Source organism: Paenibacillus sp. JT31N11, from assembly GCF_056269285.1.
In genome coordinates, this window is sequence record NZ_JBWDNQ010000019.1 from 86,062 (window position 1) to 106,252 (window position 20,191).

At 47.3% G+C, this 20,191-nt stretch carries 17 protein-coding genes; 3 read left to right on the plus strand and 14 right to left on the minus strand.

The genetic code is table 11. The features are described 5' to 3' along the window. Positions 1-73: 73 nt before the first annotated feature. Positions 74-949 carry an AraC family transcriptional regulator gene (locus AC0YNV_RS35540; protein ID WP_475772268.1) on the plus strand — a complete coding sequence of 292 codons (876 nt, stop codon included), beginning with the start codon at positions 74-76 and terminating at the stop codon, positions 947-949. A gap of 835 nt (positions 950-1,784) precedes the next feature. On the opposite strand, the gene AC0YNV_RS35545 is transcribed toward AC0YNV_RS35540, so the two are convergent. After that, entirely contained in the window at positions 1,785-3,020 is a 1,236-nt protein-coding gene (locus tag AC0YNV_RS35545) for a DUF418 domain-containing protein (protein ID WP_475772269.1), read from the minus strand. 142 nt (positions 3,021-3,162) lie between these two features. Further along, the gene (locus AC0YNV_RS35550) at positions 3,163-3,762 is read right to left on the minus strand and encodes a TetR/AcrR family transcriptional regulator (protein WP_475772270.1); all 600 of its coding nucleotides are present in this window, start codon (positions 3,760-3,762) and stop codon (positions 3,163-3,165) included. 690 nt (positions 3,763-4,452) lie between these two features. Between AC0YNV_RS35550 and AC0YNV_RS35555 the strand changes: the two genes are divergently transcribed. Beyond that, positions 4,453-5,229: a hypothetical protein gene (locus AC0YNV_RS35555; RefSeq protein ID WP_475772271.1), complete on the plus strand. Its 777-nt coding sequence runs from the start codon at positions 4,453-4,455 to the stop codon at positions 5,227-5,229. Positions 5,230-5,565: 336 nt separating this feature from the next. Here AC0YNV_RS35555 and AC0YNV_RS35560 read toward each other — a convergent pair whose 3' ends face one another. The 12 genes from AC0YNV_RS35560 to AC0YNV_RS35615 form a co-directional block, all read right to left on the minus strand. After that, entirely contained in the window at positions 5,566-5,751 is a 186-nt protein-coding gene (locus AC0YNV_RS35560) for a hypothetical protein (protein ID WP_475772272.1), read from the minus strand. 137 nt (positions 5,752-5,888) lie between these two features. After that, a complete protein-coding gene (locus tag AC0YNV_RS35565) occupies positions 5,889-7,268 on the minus strand; it encodes a GH39 family glycosyl hydrolase (RefSeq protein ID WP_475772273.1) in 1,380 nt (459 codons plus the stop codon). A gap of 113 nt (positions 7,269-7,381) precedes the next feature. After that, positions 7,382-8,401, minus strand: a complete 1,020-nt coding sequence (locus AC0YNV_RS35570; RefSeq protein WP_475772274.1) for a zinc-dependent alcohol dehydrogenase — start codon at positions 8,399-8,401, stop codon at positions 7,382-7,384. Next, positions 8,402-9,289 (minus strand): amidohydrolase family protein, encoded by an 888-nt coding sequence (locus tag AC0YNV_RS35575; RefSeq protein WP_475772275.1) that lies wholly within the window; start codon positions 9,287-9,289, stop codon positions 8,402-8,404. Continuing rightward, on the minus strand, positions 9,286-10,446 hold the full coding sequence (locus tag AC0YNV_RS35580) for a mandelate racemase/muconate lactonizing enzyme family protein (protein WP_475772276.1): 1,161 nt from the start codon (positions 10,444-10,446) through the stop codon (positions 9,286-9,288). Before AC0YNV_RS35580 ends, AC0YNV_RS35575 begins: the two co-directional genes overlap by 4 nt. A 9-nt stretch (positions 10,447-10,455) precedes the next feature. Next, on the minus strand, positions 10,456-11,127 hold the full coding sequence (locus AC0YNV_RS35585; protein ID WP_475772277.1) for an RraA family protein: 672 nt from the start codon (positions 11,125-11,127) through the stop codon (positions 10,456-10,458). A 109-nt stretch (positions 11,128-11,236) separates the two neighbouring features. Beyond that, positions 11,237-12,379: an ABC transporter substrate-binding protein gene (locus tag AC0YNV_RS35590; protein ID WP_475772278.1), complete on the minus strand. Its 1,143-nt coding sequence runs from the start codon at positions 12,377-12,379 to the stop codon at positions 11,237-11,239. Beyond that, the gene (locus AC0YNV_RS35595) at positions 12,376-13,116 is read right to left on the minus strand and encodes a PIG-L deacetylase family protein (RefSeq protein ID WP_475772279.1); all 741 of its coding nucleotides are present in this window, start codon (positions 13,114-13,116) and stop codon (positions 12,376-12,378) included. Before AC0YNV_RS35595 ends, AC0YNV_RS35590 begins: the two co-directional genes overlap by 4 nt. A 73-nt stretch (positions 13,117-13,189) precedes the next feature. Continuing rightward, positions 13,190-15,094, minus strand: coding sequence for a hypothetical protein (locus AC0YNV_RS35600; protein ID WP_475772280.1), 1,905 nt, complete (start codon positions 15,092-15,094; stop codon positions 13,190-13,192). Positions 15,095-15,216: 122 nt separating this feature from the next. Further along, positions 15,217-16,089, minus strand: coding sequence for a carbohydrate ABC transporter permease (locus AC0YNV_RS35605; protein ID WP_475772281.1), 873 nt, complete (start codon positions 16,087-16,089; stop codon positions 15,217-15,219). 15 nt (positions 16,090-16,104) lie between these two features. Next, entirely contained in the window at positions 16,105-16,971 is an 867-nt protein-coding gene (locus tag AC0YNV_RS35610) for an ABC transporter permease (RefSeq protein WP_475772282.1), read from the minus strand. Positions 16,972-17,157: 186 nt separating this feature from the next. Beyond that, the gene (locus AC0YNV_RS35615; RefSeq protein ID WP_475772283.1) at positions 17,158-18,939 is read right to left on the minus strand and encodes an extracellular solute-binding protein; all 1,782 of its coding nucleotides are present in this window, start codon (positions 18,937-18,939) and stop codon (positions 17,158-17,160) included. A gap of 384 nt (positions 18,940-19,323) precedes the next feature. Here AC0YNV_RS35615 and AC0YNV_RS35620 point away from each other — a divergent pair, with 384 nt between their 5' ends. Then, complete coding sequence (locus AC0YNV_RS35620; protein WP_475772284.1) at positions 19,324-20,160, plus strand: IclR family transcriptional regulator; 837 nt, start codon at positions 19,324-19,326, stop codon at positions 20,158-20,160. Positions 20,161-20,191 lie beyond the last annotated feature (31 nt).

Here is a 20,191-nt window from a genome sequence, read left to right on the forward strand (position 1 = left end):
TCTAATGAATGGACACTTAGGAAATGCGAATTTATAATTAAAATGAACGACTTGCATGAAAAGGGGAATTTCGGTGAGCAGTAGCGTATTGCTACAATTCGATCAAATGCTAAGAATACTTGATTTGGGTGTTCATACCGCAAAAAACCAATATACGCACCCTAATCGGACGCTGGACTGGAATGTTTTCTTCTATGTTTCCGACGGCCAAATGCAGGTTTGGGAAGAAGATAAGGAATATGTAATTAAGAAAGGACAGTTCCTCTTTTTGAAGAGCGGTCTGCATCATTGGGGAGAGCCGAAAACGTCTGCCGGGACCTCATGGTACTGGATACATTTTTACGGCCATTCGGATACGGAGACATTCCAAGAATTGAACATCTATTTGACTCCTACTCCATCGCTGTCCATTTCGCAAGAGGACTATCGTAAATTTATTGCGCTTCCCAAACAAGGAGAGATTTCACAACCTAAAAAAATGGAGCAAAGATTAGAGCTCATCGTTCGAATATTCCATTCCACCGATCCTTTTCGGGCAATCACCCTCAGTTTGCAAACGATGAAGCTTTTTTCAGATCTTTTCAGAGAGTCCATGCAAAAATCCCCTTTAACCAAGTCCGACCGTACCGTGCAACGGATTATGGAATACCTGGAACAAAAGAAAGTGTACGCCCTTAATTCACAGGAGCTTTCTAATTCCCTGGATATGAATTACAGCTACTTGAGCGAAGTATTCAAAAAGAAAACTGGGAGCACGATCCATCTTTTTAACTCCCAGATTTTTATGGATAAAGCGGTTAGAATGATGAGAAATTCCAATCGGAATATATCTGAAATCAGCGACCTACTCGGCTTTAAAAATCCCTTTTATTTCAGCAGGGTGTTCCGAAAGGTAATGGGCTGTTCGCCGTCAGAATACATGAACAGGGTTTACAGGGATAACGAATAAAAAAAGTGAACCAGCTGGGACTGACAAATTTGTTTATAGCCAATGACCGTGTCACTAAATACCAGAGAAATTACCCCGTTGTAATCCGCCCCTACTTTATCCACTACAATAGTGACATCCGTGCCTTCCTTGATATCTTTCTTTAGCACCGCGTTGGTTAAGCTTCCCGTGGCAGTGCCAGACATGTAAAAAGCAGATTCATCCGCTGGTATGTTTCTACCGATGTCAATTAGCAAACGTCTTATAAGTCACGAATGACTGATATTTCCCGTCATTCACCGGAACATAAGCAGGATCGGCATTTACTTTATGACCCCCAAAATTGGCAAATAAAGATGCTGATAGAAGCTTGCACCCCCCTCTCATTTTGGCGGCTTAAATTCATGTGAACTTCCTACAAAAAAAGTTAGATTCTGAGAAGCGGCATAGGGCCTTGGCGAAGGCATCGTTACAATCGCGACTACACTTGGCCCATATAAACTCTTGATGAAATTATATGGTAGAAATAGGGTTTTTTCCTGCCAGTGATTTTCTCAGCCTCCTGTTCTGGCCACTAGTTCAAAGTCGATTTCATCGTCAAGATTCTCCTCAATATAGGCTAGTGTGCCTTGTTCATGTTCTGAATCGAGTCCATTGTAATGACCACCTTTCCATCTCATCTTAGCAAACAGAGAATTTTACACCCGATAATCTGCGGACTGATTTTGCGTGCGAAATCTCGCCCTACTTATGATACGGTTCGCCGTGCCGTCTGTAACGGCAAGTTTTAGGGCCATCCTTTGCGGGATGGCCCTTTCTTTTTATCTCCCTTGGTTGCTGCCATTAGTGCAATTTTCTACAATCCTGCCTTTACCCGGCCTTCGTCGACAACGCCTTTACGGTAGAAGCGTCCGTAGGTTAATCTCCGGAGCAGCACTTCGACCCACCCCCGCTTTCCGTACCGATCCATATAATAAGCCGCAATTACGCTTGCGAGCCAAGTGATCACGGCTGTTCCGATCGCAACCAAGGTCAAACGCTCGAAATGCGCGCCTAGATGCAGCGTGAACGGCGATACGACGGCCATCCACACGATCGATTGAAACAGATAGCCGCTTAATGACCGCTGCCCAAGCGCCGTAATGGCCCGTACGATCCGGCTTTTAGCACATACCGGGTATTTGGTCATTGCATAGGCGATCAATCCGAACACGGAGACATAGCCCACCCCTCCGAACGTGCCGATCGTTTCATAAAGCAATTTGATCAACGGCGCGGTATCCGCATCGGCGTGAAGAACGCCAAGATTAAGCAGCCCCATCGGTAAACCGCCGATTGCAGCCGCTGCGATCCCGATCACGGCACACCAGCTCAGCATCCGAAGATGGTTCGCGGGGTTTTCCAGTATCCGCCGTTTCGCGCACCAAGCACCGAGACCGATAATGGCAATCGAGACGGACATTAAAGCCGTATGCATCGGCCATTCGTTCAGTCTTTCCGTAAAGGAGACGGAATACGACGGCGACAAAGACGAAGGAAACGGGCTTGTAACAATTACAGCCGTTTCCGTAGACCCGTTGGCGAGATTAATGGCAATCCAAATCATCAAGACCAGACAGTAGACGATCAGGAGCCCCCAATACCAGAATACCAATCGATAGATACGTTCGCTTCGATTCAGCAGCAGGAAGACGAACAGCAGCCCCGCTACTCCGTATGCGCCAAGAATGTCGCCGGAATAGAGCAATACGCCATGAATGAGACCGAAACCGAGAAGCCAACCATTACGGCGCAGCAATATCATACGCACTTCAAGCGGACTTCTTCCCGCCGCCTGCTGACGCATCGCAAGCTGAATCATCCCATATCCGAACATGAAGGCGAACATGGGGTATGTCCGTGCATGGAGAAACATAAACGAGAATAGATTATAGATTCGCTCCCATCCTTGCGGGTTGGGATCGACGCCGGGAGCGGTGGCAAAGAAGACTCCGGCGCAGTTGGCCAACGCGATAAATAGCAGCATGACTCCTCTTGCCAAATCCGGCGCGAGAGCCCGATCCTGTTTTGGGACAGGTCCTTCGTTTATCATGGTTTAATCCCCTTATCAATAGTTTATTTTGATGAATAAATTTTCATTCAATAATAGTTCAAAAAAAGAGCGTCGGCCATTTTAGCCAACAGCGCTCCATTGGATCTGGATAATCGGCACGCATACAACAGGTTGGCTCCGGTCAGTTCGTATCCATGATCAAATACGCCGTCAACATGTCCGCATCTGGGCATACGAATCGTTCCTTTAACGAAAGCTTCAACACAGCTAAACCCTGCACCATCGAGAAGAACAGCAGCGTCATTTGATACGGATCGCCGGGACGCAAATCCCCCATGGACTGTCCTTTTCTAATTAGATTCGCCACTCGCTCGAATAATTGGGCATTATGCCCTCCCGCTATCTTCGGGTCCAAATCACCCATCAGCAAAGAGTGCGCAACCAACACCAGATACTGCGCGGACTCGTCATTCTTGCTCATTTCACGCATCATAGCGCCGGATAATAGTTTGAAAATGCCGGACGGGCGTTCGTCGGCTTCCAGCAAAAATTCGATCGCCTTCATTTCTTGGATCGCCGTATTGACTAAATCGTGGAATAGATCCTCTTTTGTTTTATAATGCTGATACATCAATCCCGTACTGATGCCGGCTACGACAGCAATTTCTTGCACGTTCGTCCCCTTCAAACCCTTGTGAGAGAACAATTGCAAACCGGCCGAACGGATTTTGTTTTTCGTGACGGAGCGTAAGTACTCGAACTGTTCCTTTGTTCGCGGCATAGGGTCTCCTTTCTTTTTAGATTGAATGTTTATTCATTATAAAATGATGGCAACCGATTTGCAACTCTGATATGAGAAACTTCACTTCCAGCTCCTTCGGTACCTCCATCCCCTCGGAAAGTTTAAAACCAACGGCCTACAAATGCCTAAGCCCGCGTCATAAATTTGCGGATGGGGATGTTTATAGCGAGTCGTCAGGGTGATTTCGCACAAGTTGATCCTGCACTAACTAATTTAATCAGTCGACCTCCGATGAGTTTTAGAGAGGTTCTGAAAGAATCGATATCTCATTAACAAGGTTGATTGAGTTAAAACAAGCTAATAGGCATCATTTTATTTTGATGCTCCAGACTGTCGACAAAGTGTCGGTAGTCTAAAATAAAAAATAACCATCCAAGCGACGATAGTTATTTTTTTAATGTCTGTAGGGGGAATGGGATTTACTTGTATCGATATATTAATCTCTCAGCCCATCGAAGTTTCTATAGAATAAATCGCATCTACGTCGCGTGAAGCCGCTGGCGGCCCGACAGCTGGGCGGAACCGCCACGTTTGCAGCAAACACGTAGGTGAAAAAGTTATCATTAATACAAGACATCTGAAATATATTTTTGTGGAGAAGACGGGATTCTATCCTACTGGCGAGCGAGATCTTTATATAAGAGTAAAAATAAAGGGAGGAAGAAGTTTATGGCAAAGGGAAAATCAACGCTCAAAAAAACAAGGAGAAATCGCTCCTCTGTGGCATCCCGAACTAAAGCAACAATGAATGGAAAGACCCTTATCGATCCTCTTGCTAATATTTCAGGTAATAATGAAAGTAGTCACACCCCCCGTTCGGTATATCAAGAAGGGGCCTCTGGCTCTTACAGTAACAGTGCGGTTGCAATGATGCCGTCTGGACAGCCAGTCCCTACATCGAAGCAAGAACAGACCCTCGGTATTAAGATTGCGAGAGCGATGTTGTCAGGCCCTCTGAACATCACCAAAGATGCAACAGTTGCGGAAATGGGTGGAGACGGCAATCTGGTCATACTGCGGCGAGGGACCAACAACTGGGTCTGTTTTCCTGGCGATGAGAATCAGATTGGCAATCCTCCTATGTGTGCCGATCCTATGGGCTTACAATGGGTGATGGACTATATCGTCAAGAGGCCACGGCCCACGAATCGGGCTCCGGGCCTCATTTATATGCTATGTGGTGCCACGCAGCACAGTAACACCGATCCTTTTGATAGAACAAGCCCGGCAATTCCGATTGGTCCCCACTGGATGATCGTGTGGCCTTTTAATGCCAAGCAGAGCGGACTGCCTAATACGATTAGAGATGCAGGTTCCTGGGTGATGTTCGATGGTACTCCATACGCCTATTTGCACATCTGCGGCACACCTTGGATGGGCAATGTGTACATTGATGGTCTGGATCCAATCTGGACCATGGTATATGGCTCGCGATTAGAGTGTTGATGCTTGTGAACGGATGCAGGTGACGATAGTTTTTGGCACGCCGTGATTTATTAAAGCATCAGTCGAATACTGCCGGGGGACAGTAACTCAATTAACCTCAATGGTGACACAACAATCCCTCAAACTAAAAAAACCGGCCGCGCTCCAGGTTCTCCTGCAGCTTCGCCAGCATGCCATCAGCTCCGGACGGAAACGCCGGATCCGGCAAGCAGTGAATCGAGCCGGCTGCTCGAAGCCCGCGGGGGCCGAGCAGCTGCTTGACCTGCAGTTAAGCTGGCCATGCCGCAGACGTCAGCTCCGGATGCGGATTCATCCGGGGCCGGCTGAGCATTTGTGTCATTCTAGAGCCGTATTGTCTTCCTTTATCGCATCAACAGTATCGTACTTGTCTGTTTCAAACAAAATCCGCGCCGGCGCCTTATCAGTCCGTTCCTTAACGATGTGGCCATAATACTTACCATTTTTCACAAAGACGAACATTTTCCGATCAGGCTTATTCGCTAATGTGTACTTTTCAATCATATGCCACTCCTTAAACGTTTATCAGCATAGACGAAAACGCATTTACTCCCTTCAATATCATCAAAAAAATGACTGCCGGGAGGTCCGGCAGTCAAGATCGTTTTATTAAAGAATCAGTGCTGTGATTCCCAATTTACTTACTTGTTTTTAAGAACTACCATCGTCACACTGTCGGAAGGACAATACACCTGAATCTTATATTCTATGCCCTCTGCGACGGAGATCTCACGATTTTCAACAGGGAGTAACTCCATATCTTCCTCTGACCACCGTCGGTTCCCATCTATTCGGTAAACTGTGATCTCTTTATGGCCAGGCTGCAGATTTTTAAAATGACTTGTCACAAGTTTATCTTCCGATTTGTCCATATCCTTCTGATAATTCGAGATCATTAACGCAATTTGATCACCACCAACACATGAACGTACCCATAATTCGGGATCATCACTTTGCCACTCTATTTCCCTATCACCCATCCGGGAAAGCATCTGATACACGAAATATTGCGGTCTCACTTCACCGTAAACGCCAAACAGACCGAACCGGTGAGGAATCTCGTTCCAATGTGTCAGCATTATGGTTACATCTTCAAAGAAGGGTGAAAACTCTTCAGGATAACAGGTCTGATCCCATACATGATAATAGAAGGACCAGTCTAGTCCAGCATCCATCATTTCGAAAATGCTAGCGGCGACGGAGGCTGCTCTTCTCGGCATCATGGCCAGTTCCTCAATGCTGACCTGGTCGAACCCTTTGTTCCATTCGGTAACCAGCATCTCCGGCCGTGTCGCGAACTTGTCGAGTGCCTGTTTCACATTGTTAACAAGATTTTTATGCTGGAACGGATCGTCGTTGTAAAGGTGCCAGGAAACAAAATCCAGTTGAATATTGTCTGCGTGACACATTTCAATAAAATCGTATAGAAGCCTATTTTGACCGTTGGCTATAGCCATTCCACCAATCTTTGCCGAAGGGAATGCTTTCAGAATGGGTTCCAGGGTGAATTGATAATATTCCATGTAATCCTTGGCATCTTCGATCAGGTACGGACAGCCACCCCACTCTCCAATGTCGGGCTCGTTCGCGATCTCCCAGTATGTAACAATTTTTTTGTCTACGGAATATCGCTTTACAAGCTCATAGATGACCTTTTGCCATTCACCGACATTGTTAGGACGCCAAATTCTCTGGTCGATCTTCGGGAACAGCACTTTCGGCTTGATACAGATACATGCTACGATATCGGCTCCCGTTCGGCTCAAGGCATCCATATAGGGGTCCATCCTGCTCCAGTCGAACTTGTCATGGTCGGGATAAATGAAGAAATATTCCTGGAGAAAAGTCCGGATGAGCTTTGTGCCCAGTTTTTCGGCACCTTGTACGACTTTATCTGGCAGTGGCATACTATTAATTCCGCCGTGTCCCAAGGAATGTCTCCACCATTCAAATGGTCCTATGACTCGCGAAGTGTCAATCCCAATATTTATGTTCGGGAGATTCAGATATTTATGATACATGGTCAGCCTCCTTCGTATTTTACTGCCGTTAACACTCAGCCATTAATTACAGCGCATCAACATCGAACGAAATACCTGCCGGAGGTCGCTATTATTTTTGCCCTTACCTTTTTTCAGGAATAAGCTATGACTGCCTTGATTGGCTGATTCGTTTTATTTACAATGGCATTAAGAGCTTCTTCTGCCTCGTTGAATGGAATAATATCGGTAATGACGCGACGGACATTCAATTTACCCGCTTCAACTAGCCTGATCCCCTTCTCCCACAACATTGGAGCGGAGATGCAGGTGCACACCGTTAAATCCTTGCTGACGATTACATCGGAGTCAATTGTCATCCTGCCGTTCCCATGCAGGCCATAGAGCACAACCGTTCCGCTGGATGCAACGTATTTGAAACAATCCCTGACAGCCCGCTCACTGCCGGATGCCTCAATGGCAACATCAAATGAAGCCATTTTTAAAATGTTGCCTTCCCCGTCTATCCGGTTTAGATTAATGGTCTGGTCCGCCCCCAGCTGAACGCCAAGAGCGAGCCTTTCATCATCCAGACCTACCAGGGTTACTGATAAGGCGCCGTATGCTTTGGCCAACTGCATGAATAGCAGCCCTGCGGGCCCAGGTCCGAAAACGACAACCTTTGCCCCCGCCATATTCCGAACACGCTCGATAGCTCCCAGTGTGCAATTTAGCGGCTCCATCATCGCCCCTTCTTCGAAACTCATATTATCCGGAAGAGGGTACAGATTACTTTGTTTTACCACGACAAATTCGCCATAGCCGCCACTGCCGCAGGTCGTTCCAAGCTCTCCACCATGTGGACAGAGATATTTTTTCCCGCTTAGGCAATAACTGCAGCTACCACAGGTGACCACTGGATCTATGATGACCCGGTCGCCGGGCATCCAGCCTTCGATTCCTTGACCGACTTCTTCCACGATTCCCGACATCTCATGCCCTAACACCCATGGTGGATGGGCGAATTCCAGCTTGCCGGTGATCATGTGGATGTCCGTTGTGCAGATACCGGCCGCTTTAACGCGAACAACGATACTTTGTCCAGAGCGGTCAGGCTCCTTCCAGTCCGGTTCCAGTTCAATACCGCCATTTTCTTTCCATACCAACGCTCTCAACTAAGCGTCACCCCGCTTCTGTATTAATGATTTAAGTCCAAGAACCATAGCAGTGTTACGGTAGATAATCGACTCAATGACCTCTTCAGGGATGCGCGGCAGCTTGGTTCCCTCCGTCAAATCATTGATTCTGCGGAATGAATCTATGGTCTGACTCGTTGTGAAGAACGGATAGTCGGAGCCAAATAGCACCTTATGGGGCACACCGTATTCCACGACGTTCATCATGGCATTGTAAAATTGCCACGGCCTGGAACCAAGCGCAGACATGTCCGCGTACACATTTGGATTCTTGCGAATGACCGATACACATTCTCCATGCCACGGATGACCAAGATGAGCGATAACCATCTTCAATTCCGGAAACGCACGAGCGATCGGATCCAGCATGGCAGGCCGGGAAGCATCAAGAAATCCCTCCGATACGAATGAGGTTCCCTGATGCCAAAGAATTGGAATATCAAGCTCCGCAGCTTTCTTATAGATCGGGAAATAGATTTCCCGATCGGGATAAAAATTTTGATATATCGGCGCAAGCTTCAAACCTGATAATCCCAGCTCCTTAATCGAATATTCCAGTATTTGCGGCGCATCCGGGTCGTGCGGGTTTACACTCGCGAAACCGAAAAGCTGACCGGGGCGTGATCGAACATAGTCGGAAACATATAGATCTGGTACAACGACTCCTGTAGCCGGACAATTGAATGCCAGAACAATCGCGCCTGCATATTGATTAAAAGCCCGGGCATGATCTTCCTGCGTCGCCATTAGTTCATAGCCCTGCCCCCACGCGCGTTTTGCATCTGACCGGAAGCTTCCCCCTACATGTCCAGGCCCAAATAAATGGGTATGTCCATCGAAAACTGTCTCCCACTTCATCGAAGTCATGTACACGCCACCTTTACTTTGTCAATTGTGTATGCTCTAACCGCCTCTTCATGAAGTTCAATTCCGATACCGGGACCATCCGGAACCTGGAGATAACCGTCTTCGCCGAGGACCAGCGGATTCGTGGCTAGCTGCCGACTCAAAGGTGTATCGTTCGTGCAGAATTCCTGAAATACCGGATTTTTCTGATAAGCGTTAAGATGCAGCGAAGCGGCGGTCAATACATCGGATGTCCAGGCATGGGGAATCAGCAGCTTGCCGCTGTGCTCCACCAGGGATACCAGCTTGCGCACTTCTGTAAGACCGCCGGCCCTGGTCAGATCGGGCTGAATGACATCTACATCACCTTGTGAGATCAGTTGACGATACTCGTATAAACCCCCTAACTGTTCACCGCAGGCGATACGAGTGCTCACGCTGCGAGCTAGTTTGGCATACCCTTCAAGGTCATCCGACTTTAGCGGCTCCTCCACAAAGAATAAACGATACGGCTCAAGCTCCTTAACAAGCTGAATTGCCAGTTTTAAATCGGATGTCCATATCCCGTCAATCATAATATCCATCTCGTCCCCGGCTTCCAGGCGAGCCGCCTCAACCAGACCCGTTACAAGGCGAGGATTGGCTGTCACAACACCCCAGCCGAACTTTACCGCCCTAAAGCCAAGTTCCCGATATTTCTGCACCGCCTCCTTCATCCCCTGTGGTGTGCTACGAAATAAAGTGCTGGCATATGCTTTGATTTTTTCATGATTTCTTCCCCCCAGCATTACACTGACGGGCTGCCCTGTAGCCTTGCCGATAATATCCCATATCGCTATATCAATGGCACTCATAGCCTGAACCACCGCACCACGACGCCCATGATAGAACCCGCTTTGATACATTCTGTTCCATATTTTGTCGAATTCGAAAGGATTGGACCCGATCACCGCATATTTCAGCCCCTCTGACATTCCTGGCAAATAACGGGGGGCATCGATGATCGCTTTCATGACATGCGGATGGGAATCACAGTCGGAGATGCCGGTTACCCCTTCATCCGTATGCACTTTCACCAGCATCGCATACTTCGGACCACGCGAATCACCTGCATCGTCTGCCATTCCATATTCGTAGGGACTTTCAAGAATCGAGAGTTCAATATCTGTAATCTTCATCGTCGCACCTCAAAGTACACCGTATTTGTCGTACACTTCTCGAAGAAGTCTGCCGTCAAGCAGTTCCTTTCGTGTGTGATTCTCGCGTTCTACTTTTTCCTGTGCGGCGGTAACGATCTTCTCAAAGATCTCGGAAGGAATGACGGCAACACCATCGGCATCGGCAAAAATCACGTCGCCGGGATTAACCGTAACCCCTCCAGCCTCAATCGGACAATCGTAGCCGATCACGGATCCTCTTCCCCGGGAATCGACTGGTTTTATCCCGGTACAGTAGACCGTAAATCCGATCTCTGCGATCTTCTTCGTGTCCCTTATAAGGCCGTCGATAATGGCTCCATTGGCTCCTCGCATCTTGGATGCCGTGGACAACAGCTCTCCCCATAAACCGTTTTGAACGGATTGATTGGTACATGCTACGACGATTTCTCCGGGCTTGATACTATCGATGGCTGCTATTTCATGCTCATAAGGGTTTTCCGGAATATGATAGACATCCACCGATAGAATCGTCTTCGCCCTTCCCGCAATAGGCTCCGGAACATGCGTACCCAGTGGACGAATATTTTCACGCATCGCCTGGTTCCGGTAACCCAGTTCATCCAACGTATCGCAAATGACGCCGGTATACAGCTTTTGTTTCATAATCTTGAACATTTCCGTATCCTTATTGGTAACCACTAAAATTCATCCTCCTCAACGTATCGCGTTAGAAACTGGTTTTACGGTTAGGGGCGATACGCAATATAAACGGTGTTGAACATGGTGAGTCCCTTTCCTATCGATACTGTTATAGGAGCGTATTGACGTTCCGAAGCGCCTCTTCAGGAGACTTCTCCAGGTTCAGACAGGAAAGCATTTCACGGGTCAATGGCCCGGAAAAGTCGGCATCGGCGGTAGGTAGTGACCCGCTAAGTGCAACTTGCCTGACAAACAGAGACATTTCCACATCCTGACCGTATAAGTTCATATCTGTTTGGAGTGGCAGCATACCGACCGTTGCGATATGCCGCTCGAGATGACGCGGTTCGAGCAACTCATTCAACAAGGAAGCCGCTGCGCGTAACTCTCCATCTCCCGCCATGATACAGTAGAAGCCACACGACGCGTAGGACAGCGGATCCCCTCCTTTAGGGCAGGGCATCATGGCCACGCGTAAGGAAAGCTCCGGAAATCGGCGCCTCTGCTCGAGAATCCAGTCCGACGGCCCTACGGTCATTGCCACTTGTTCCGCAAAAAAGAGTTCCTTAATGCGGTGGCTCGGTGAGTTAACCGGCATGTTAGCAAGCCCCTGTGTCACCATATCCTGGAGTTGCGAAAGCCCCTTTACAGACCATTCATTATCGAAACGAATCGATTCACCGCAGCTTTTCCATTTTGCCAGTCCGCCTGCGAACAGATAAACGAAGCCATGGTCCACGAAATGTCCGTCAGAGTCATCATTAATGCCGTATGGAATGACATTATTGATGGCGGCATTAATCTTTCTCGCACAATTCATGAGTTCTTCCCATGTTGCAGGAGGGGCGGTAATATCCGCGCGTTTAAGCAGCCGGTCATTATACATGAAGCACCATACCGCACCATAGACGGGAATACCGAATTGCCTGCCTCCAAAACGTCCCATTGCGTACAATTCTGCCGAATACCGCACCTCCCAGCGTTTTACGAACTCAGGTATGGCTAACGACAGATCCCGCAATAACCCCTTGGCCGACAATTCAGGCAGCCAAGAGCCAGGAATATAAATGATGTGTATGTCCTCCCGGTCGGTCCATGCGTGCAGTCTGGCACGCCACTCCTCCCAGGGCGGGATCCTGTATGCCGCCTCAATGCCTTTATCCCGCCGAAAGCCATCAAACCATCGGTCAAGAAAGAGCTTCTCATCACCCGGCGGGCCGTGTGAAGGCTTATGAAATGTGATCGTCTTCATTTCGTTTTGTAGACGAATCGGCTCTCACTGCCGCCTACCGGCAGGAGTCTTTCAGAAAGACCTCTGTACCAGGCTTCTGCTTTGGTAAATGCCTCCGCGTACCTGCAGCCCGCCTGATAGCCCCTGAATTTACCGACTGTTTCCACCACATCCGACAGATCAACATCCAACAAATCGCGAAAAATGCGGAGCTGACTCACGTGTTTACCCAGCGCACTCTTCTTTAGATCCATCGCCGCCGTGATGTCGACGAACTCGGTCGGATGGAACTCAATACCGCCCAGATTATCCATAAAATAAAGCGTGACCTGGCGGTTGGTTGCCGGATGCTTGGTCTTTACATTCGATACGCCTGCTAGTGTGATCGCATCCCATACCAATTGGTGCGTATATCGATGGTCCGGATGATAATCGTTCGGACTGTGCGTGATGACAAGATCCGGATTAACGCTGCGGATCATGTCTACATATGTGAGCCGACCGGACAAATCATTGACAAGATACTCATCCTCATAGCCCATCCATATCGCGGTAGCGCCGAGTACCTGACAGGAGGCACGGAATTCAGACTCCCGGATTTCAGCCAACTCGGTGGGGTCGACATCGAAGTTTCCTTTGTCCCCATTCGTTGATACGGCCATATAAATTTCATGCCCCTGTTGTTGATACAATGCCAGCGTACCGCCGCACTGCAGTTCAATATCGTCCGGATGAGCTCCGACTGCCAATATTCTCATAACCATCTTCCTTTCCAGTATGATAATCGCGGTTTTCTTCTCATCCCTGGGAGATCATGCCTTTATCAAAACCTCAGCTTAACGACCAGGACTCTGATTGATACACGTTAACGCCGTCGGTCCAACTCTCATGACCGAAATTTACGGTAACCGTAGTCCCGTTCTTGAATGAAGTGCGCTGGACCCGGCCGTCCGTTGTTAGGAGGTCATAGCCTATGATTTGCTCCTTCCCTATCTTTTTATGCAGCTCGGCAACAGGCTTTGCTAGTTTCAGCGCCTGCTGTGTCGACTCTTCGTAATAGCCGATTTCATAGAAATTATAACCATTTGCGAAATTCACATCATCTGACGGCCGGTACATTTTGCCGCACAAGAACACATTTGGGGGACTTCCCTGCAATGCGTCCCAAAGTGATTGCAGTAACGCCTTACCTCCCCCGGCCGGAGCTGCGTGTCGGTCACGATGATGCTGTTGCTGGTGGTATGGATTGTTATAACTGTCACATTCCCACCAGACATTCATCGCACTGTCGTGATAAATAATTGAATTTAGCGGAACAGTCCACCAATCACTGTCACCCCAAGCAGGATAAGCCATCACACTCCCGCAATGGATCGCCTCCTGGAATCCGTCGCAGAATCCCTCTGTCGATACCGGTCCGATAGAAGCGGCCTGTTCCAATAAGGATCTCCGGCATTCCACGTCAGCCGCCCGGTTAAACAGTCTGTTTCCGAACCTGTGAGCAACCACCTTGTTACCGGTGACATCGAAATGCTGGGCTGTAAGCTCCGGCCACATATTTTGCTGGGCCCAGTGCATGAATTGTACTTGCGCTTCTCCAGCAACCGTATACCATTGATAGTCGCCGGTTGCCCACCCTTCGGCATAGCGTCCCTGTTCATTCAATCCCAGAATAGACCATAAGCCCCTTCCGGAACCGGATTGGATAGCGGCCTCCTCAGGCCAGGACCATGATGCAATATGATAGCCGAGGTCCTTAATCTCTTGATGCATCCTGCTGATATCGATCCATTTCGTCCCATCCTTCAGCGGCATTTCCGGGTTGAAACTGCGGAATACTGTAGGGTATACGAACGCGTGATCGAATCCCATTGCTTTCGCCCCGTTCATTGCGCCAAGATAATCATGGCCACTGTCAAAATATCCAATAAAAAAATGAGGAGCGCCAAACATGCTCTCCAATTCGGGTGTTGTCTTCAACTTCTCATCCCACGTCCTGAACCGGTTCTGGGCAACTTTGTGATCCCGATATGTTTGGGCTATATCAAATACAGTGGAACGGCATATGCGAAAGTGCGTCGTATAGGAATCAATATATTTACCAAAGGTCGTAAGCGGTACGTAAGCTACTGCGTCTTCAAGATTCTCATGGGCATTAATGTATATCTCATAGTCCCAATTCAAATCCACAATGGCGGATAGGCCATCCGCCGAACCAAGCAATCCGGTTACACCCTGTTGATGTCTGCCATGGGATCCTGGCTTGATGAGTGCAGCATATGCACCTTTATTGTGGAGCAGGCCCTGGTAGATTGGCAGCACCACGGGGGAAGTTCCGGAAGCGGACCTCACAATGCCCGGAGAAATGACCCTGACGCCTCGAAGACTTTCCTTCCACTCGATGATTTCCGTACATACATTGACTCCGATGGACTCAAGCTCCCAGTGCTGAACGAGCCTTCCCTCGGGTCCCGAAAGCTCCAGCCGTATAGTCCTGCCATCCGTATTCACAGCTTTGATCTCCCAATCGGTGGCAGACTCCAGAACAATCGGTTCCTGTCCGTTGAAAGGTTTGAGCGATGTATCCGTGTTCCTGGCAGATTTCTCACTTGCTGCACCAAGTGTGGACGATGGCCATAACCAGACCTGTCCGGAAGACTGATTCTCAAGAAACATGCCTTCACCCTGCTCGAAACGCAGCCTAAGCTTATATACGCTGATTGACACATTTTCCATCTGAAGTTAGCTCCTTCATCCCAAAATTGGTTATATATACATCTCTGCGTCTCTCCTTAGAGCAGCTCTTTCCTCATCTTCAAGTCTTCCATCTGAACATTCAGCCTTCATCCTTCAACGTTTTAACCTTTGATAGAACCGATCAATAAACCTTTGGAAAAGTGTTTTTGCAGGAAAGGGTAAACGAAAACAATGGGAAGCACTGTAATGATTGTGATCGCCATCTTAATGCTTTGCGGCGTGAAATTAACAGTCTTCTGATTCATTTTCACCTGTTCCAACGAGGATGCTCCCGAAACCGTCTGATAGAGCATATATTGCAGAGTATGGTTCTCCGGATTCATAACGTTATAGATCTGGGTATCTATGAAGGAATTCCACTGCTCCACGCAGGTAAATAGGACAACTGCCGCAATAACAGGCGTGCATATAGGGAAGATAACCTTCCAGAATAGAACAAGGTCGTTAGCCCCGTCGATTAAAGCCGCTTCCTCCAAACTTTTGGGCAAGCTTTCAATATAGGTTTTGATAAGAATCATATTGAATACCGAGACGGACGCTGGGATGATATAAACCCAGAAGGAGCCCATCAATCCTACAGACTTCACGAGCAAATACAAGGGAATCAATCCACTGCTAATATACATGGTAAAGACAAAAAATTTACGCATGGATTTTACACCGAACAACTCGTCCCGGGTTAACACATAAGCTGCCATCGAGGTAATGATAATCATGACTATAGGACCCAGAATGGTTCGGGTTACCGAGACGAGAATACCGTGCAGCAAGGAAGGCTGCTGAAATACAGCCTTGTATGAATCGATGGTGAATCCTTGAGGCCACAGCAGCATTCCACCGCCAAGTCTTGTCGGTACACTCAAGGAGTAACTGAAAATATAAAGAAATGGGTAGATCATCAATACGGCCAAAAGCAGCATGAACAACAAGTTGGCCAAATCAAATATTATGCCAGAGGCAGATCGCCTTCCCATCGTGCTCCCTCCCCTCTACAAGATTCCCCGCCCTGTAAATCTTCTAGCAATACGATTTACCGACAGAAGGATCAGAATGCTGACAAAGGACTTAATAATCCCCACCGCAGTCGCGTAAGGGTAGTTGGTGAGCTGCAATCCGTATTTATAAATATACATATCTAATACTTCCATACGTGGCCAGTTATTGGGATTTGTGAATAAATAAAACAGATCAAAATTCGAATTGAGAATCCATCCACTGTTCATGATTAGCAGTACGACAACTGTTGGCGTGAGGCTCGGGATCGTAATAAACATGATTTTCTGAAAACGGGACGCCCCGTCGATTTCAGCCGCTTCATATTGATCCTGGGAGATTGATGCAATGGCCGCAATAAATATGACACCGTTATATCCAAGATACTTCCATAACGACATTAGAATAATTAGTGTCCATGCATACCGCGGATCCCCAAGTAAGTCGAGACCCTCTGAGAGAAAGCCCCAGCTGATCAACGTCTCATTTATCGCCCCGGTTGATACACCGAAGAGGGCATTCATCATGGAATAAACGATGACCCAAGAGATGAAAAAAGGAAAAAAAGATACAGTCTGAATAAACTTTGCAAATCTTTTGGCACGAAGCTCATTTAAAAGGATCGCAAATATAACAGCTATAACAAGGTTTACAATAATTGACGATACATTCATGACCAGCGTATTTCGGAGCAGGTATAAATAATCGCTGCTTTGAAGCAAGAAACTTGAAAACTGTTCGGTACCGATCCATTCCGCCTTCCAGAGACTCAAGCCGATCTGATAGTTTTTAAAAGCGATTATCCAGCCGAACAATGGAATATAGGAAAACAGTAATACGAGCAGAATGGCTGGCATCACCATGAGATATAAATAGCGGTGTCTATATATTCTGGACCACCGGAACGCTCTCGACCGGTGCCCGGTCCCGGCTTCCGCCAATGCTATCGTTTCCCCACTCTGAGTGCCCATAAGGCATTCACTCCTTTACTTTAAGGAACGGAACCGGATACCGTTCGCTGCGGAATTCGGTTCCTGCATATCACTTCTTTATTCGTATTTTTTGAGGTCTGCCTCTGCTTCTTTGTACATTCGATTGTATTCATCAACCAAGGATTGGGGATTCATCTTGTTATACTGAGCGATCAGGTCATTATATTGATTTTCAAAATCCTCATCACTCTTCGCCTTAAACAGCTTTAATGTATTTTTGACCCGGAATTCCGTCAATTTTGTCTCCAGAGCACCAAATGAGGAACTAGGGGCTACCGTGATGCCAGCTGCAAGTCCGGTCGGCACCGACTCTGCGTTCTTCAGCCACCAGTCGTCAGTAGATTCCCAGCCCATCCCCTTAAGCGTTTCCTTCTCGACATCATTGAGATTGCGGTCTTTGATAGCCGGAATATTCATCATATTGTATGGTTGATCATCCGTTGGAGAATTTTTCATAACCCATCCAATGAAGCTAGCCAGGCTAAAGCCTTCTTTCACGCTATAATCCGGATCCTCCTGGGGGCCATTCAAATAGGCGTCGGTTGGAACACGCTTTCCATCCACTATGGTGTAATGAACACCCTCTATGCCACTTTGAAGCAATGTTTGGCCTTCATCTGAAGATGCCCATTCAACGAGTTCCATGATCCTTTCCGGATGCTTGGTGTTTTTGGTCAGCCATACATAATCGAACGGACGGGTTGCCTGCAGAGGTGTCCAGTTCTTCTCACCGTTATCCAGAGCTCCCTGTGCCATAATCGGCAGCTTGATATAGGATAATTCGGGGTAGCCAGCTTGTGCCAGCGCCTGGTTTGATCCCACTGCATCCCCCCAAACATACCATGCCGCAAGAGCTCTGCCGCTTTTCAGTTTCTCTGCGGTTTGGGCTGCCTTGTCCGTAAAACTTTCCTCATCAAGAACCCCAGCCCTATAAAGTTTGTTAAAGAATTGGAAAGATTCCTTCGTGTATTCATTGGTAAACATGTCTTCCCATACTTCGTCTTTCTGGTTCCAGATGACGGCGCTATTGGCAACCTGGACATTGTACCCTTTCTCGTAAAGGATTGGTGCGATACCGGCCATCCCCCACTCCTCTCCGAAAGGAGCCACAACGCCAAGCGTCTTCTTGCCGTTAGTCTGTGGATGCTTCTTGATAGCGTCGGCAAGCAGATCTACATACTGATCCGGAGTCAGCAGCTCCGGATACCCGGCTTCCTTTAGAATATCCGCACGAACCGCGATATCATTGCTTTCAAGCCAGTTGTACTTGTCCTGCGGTACGAGAATACTCCAGTTGTACAGCTTGCCGTCCCCGGCGGAATGCTTCCAATATGGCAAAGATTCTTTGTACAGTTCTTTGAAATTTGGCATCTTGTCGAGGTAGGGATCCAGTGGCAGCACGGCACCGGCTTGTATATATTTCGAGAACGTGTCCAGACACTCACACCGTGCATATATAATTTCGGGGTAGTTCCCGCCGGCAAGCATCAAGTTCCAGTTCTGCTTGATATCTCCCCCCGCTGGGAATGGAACAAATTCAAAATCGATGTTGAATTTTTCCTTTACAATTTTACCGATGGGCGTATCGCTGAATCGTTTGACGTGGTTAGTCACACGACTGTCGGCAAATGTTTTAATGACATACTCTTCTTTATTAACGTTTTCTTGTTTAGTCGATTCCGTTGTGCTGGTTTCGTTAGTTTTTGCATCACTCGTGTTAGTCGTGGCATTGTCTGCAGGAGTCGTCGTTGATTTCGTCGGACTTTCGGAACAAGCTGAAATGAAAATGAGCAACAGCGCCATTATCAAACTGAACATTCTGGATCTTTTCATATTCATCCACCCGCACCTCCATGAATTATAAACAACACACAACAGTCATCCTTTGAACAATTACTGCACTATGTACACACCGCCCCCTTGAAAACCGCGCATCAAACCCAACGTAAACCAAACATTGTTTAAAATGATGAAATCCCTTAAGATTGTAAATGCTCAGTCACCAATATTCATGATTCAATGCGTGTTTTTTAAACTACGTTTATAATATTAAATGGTGTTTATAAATGTCAACTATAATTTTCCAAAGAACTCCACTATGGCTAATGGTTCTTTAAGCGAATTTATTTTATAAAGCTGTTGCAACCTCAGATGTCCAAATGTATACTTTAGATAAACGCTGTTTAAAAAAAATTGCTATCCTATTGATAAAAAGGAGTCCTTATGGATCAGGAAAAATCGAAAAACAAATATAATGTGCCCACACTTAACAAAGCGCTTTCGATTATCGAAACTCTGGCAGAACAAGATAAACCGATTGGTGTAACCGACTTATGCAAGCTCGTCGATATTCCAAAAACAAGCGCCTTTTTCATATTAAATACGCTTGAAAGTCAGGCGTACATTACCAAAACAAAAGATGGCAAATATATGATTGGCACAAAGTTTCTGACCATCGGATATTCCATTCTCAACAAAATGGATATCCGTCAGTTCGCAATGCCTTATATGCAGAAGCTGTTGGAAGACTCTAAATATACCGTTCATCTGGCAGTGTTGGATCAAGGTGAGGCTCTATTCATTGAGAAGCTGGAAAATCAGGGCTTCGTCAAATTTTCCACATACATCGGACAGCGCCAACTGCTACATGTATCGGGTGTCGGGAAAGCTTTAGCTGCTTACATCCCGGATTCGGTGCTTGATGAAATTATAGCAACCAAAGGGCTTCCGCAGAAAACAGAGAACACCATTACTACTATTCGTGAATTCAAGGCAGCCTTGGAGACGATCCGTAAGCAGGGTTATGCGGTCGAGGACGAGGAAGGGGAGCTTGGAGTACGCTGCATCGGTGCTCCGATTTTTGACGCGGAGGGCCGTTTGAAAGCATCAATCAGCGTGACTGCGTTAAGAGCAGAACTAACCATTCACGAAATTCCTGTGATCGGTAATCTGGTCAGTCAAACGGCGTTAAAAATATCAAAATCTATCGGTTTTTCTGGAGACGATTTCCCTGCAGCCACTGTCGTTAACACAACTAACCAGAAGCAACCAACCAGTTAGGATTTCTATTCTTGAAAGACCACGATGCGGA

What these genes read in the sequence shown, in the direction of transcription:
- AC0YNV_RS35545 (WP_475772269.1), bottom strand. Translation starts at nt 3,020, where the DNA reads ATGATAAACGAAGGACCTGTCCCAAAACAGGATCGGGCTCTCGCGCCG.
- AC0YNV_RS35550 (WP_475772270.1), bottom strand. Translation starts at nt 3,762, where the DNA reads ATGCCGCGAACAAAGGAACAGTTCGAGTACTTACGCTCCGTCACGAAA.
- AC0YNV_RS35555 (WP_475772271.1), top strand. Translation starts at nt 4,453, where the DNA reads ATGGCAAAGGGAAAATCAACGCTCAAAAAAACAAGGAGAAATCGCTCC.
- AC0YNV_RS35560 (WP_475772272.1), bottom strand. Translation starts at nt 5,751, where the DNA reads ATGATTGAAAAGTACACATTAGCGAATAAGCCTGATCGGAAAATGTTC.
- AC0YNV_RS35565 (WP_475772273.1), bottom strand. Translation starts at nt 7,268, where the DNA reads ATGTATCATAAATATCTGAATCTCCCGAACATAAATATTGGGATTGAC.
- AC0YNV_RS35575 (WP_475772275.1), bottom strand. Translation starts at nt 9,289, where the DNA reads ATGACTTCGATGAAGTGGGAGACAGTTTTCGATGGACATACCCATTTA.
- AC0YNV_RS35580 (WP_475772276.1), bottom strand. Translation starts at nt 10,446, where the DNA reads ATGAAGATTACAGATATTGAACTCTCGATTCTTGAAAGTCCCTACGAA.
- AC0YNV_RS35590 (WP_475772278.1), bottom strand. Translation starts at nt 12,379, where the DNA reads ATGAAGACGATCACATTTCATAAGCCTTCACACGGCCCGCCGGGTGAT.
- AC0YNV_RS35595 (WP_475772279.1), bottom strand. Translation starts at nt 13,116, where the DNA reads ATGAGAATATTGGCAGTCGGAGCTCATCCGGACGATATTGAACTGCAG.
- AC0YNV_RS35600 (WP_475772280.1), bottom strand. Translation starts at nt 15,094, where the DNA reads ATGGAAAATGTGTCAATCAGCGTATATAAGCTTAGGCTGCGTTTCGAG.
- AC0YNV_RS35605 (WP_475772281.1), bottom strand. Translation starts at nt 16,089, where the DNA reads ATGGGAAGGCGATCTGCCTCTGGCATAATATTTGATTTGGCCAACTTG.
- AC0YNV_RS35610 (WP_475772282.1), bottom strand. Translation starts at nt 16,971, where the DNA reads ATGGTGATGCCAGCCATTCTGCTCGTATTACTGTTTTCCTATATTCCA.
- AC0YNV_RS35615 (WP_475772283.1), bottom strand. Translation starts at nt 18,939, where the DNA reads ATGAATATGAAAAGATCCAGAATGTTCAGTTTGATAATGGCGCTGTTG.
- AC0YNV_RS35620 (WP_475772284.1), top strand. Translation starts at nt 19,324, where the DNA reads ATGGATCAGGAAAAATCGAAAAACAAATATAATGTGCCCACACTTAAC.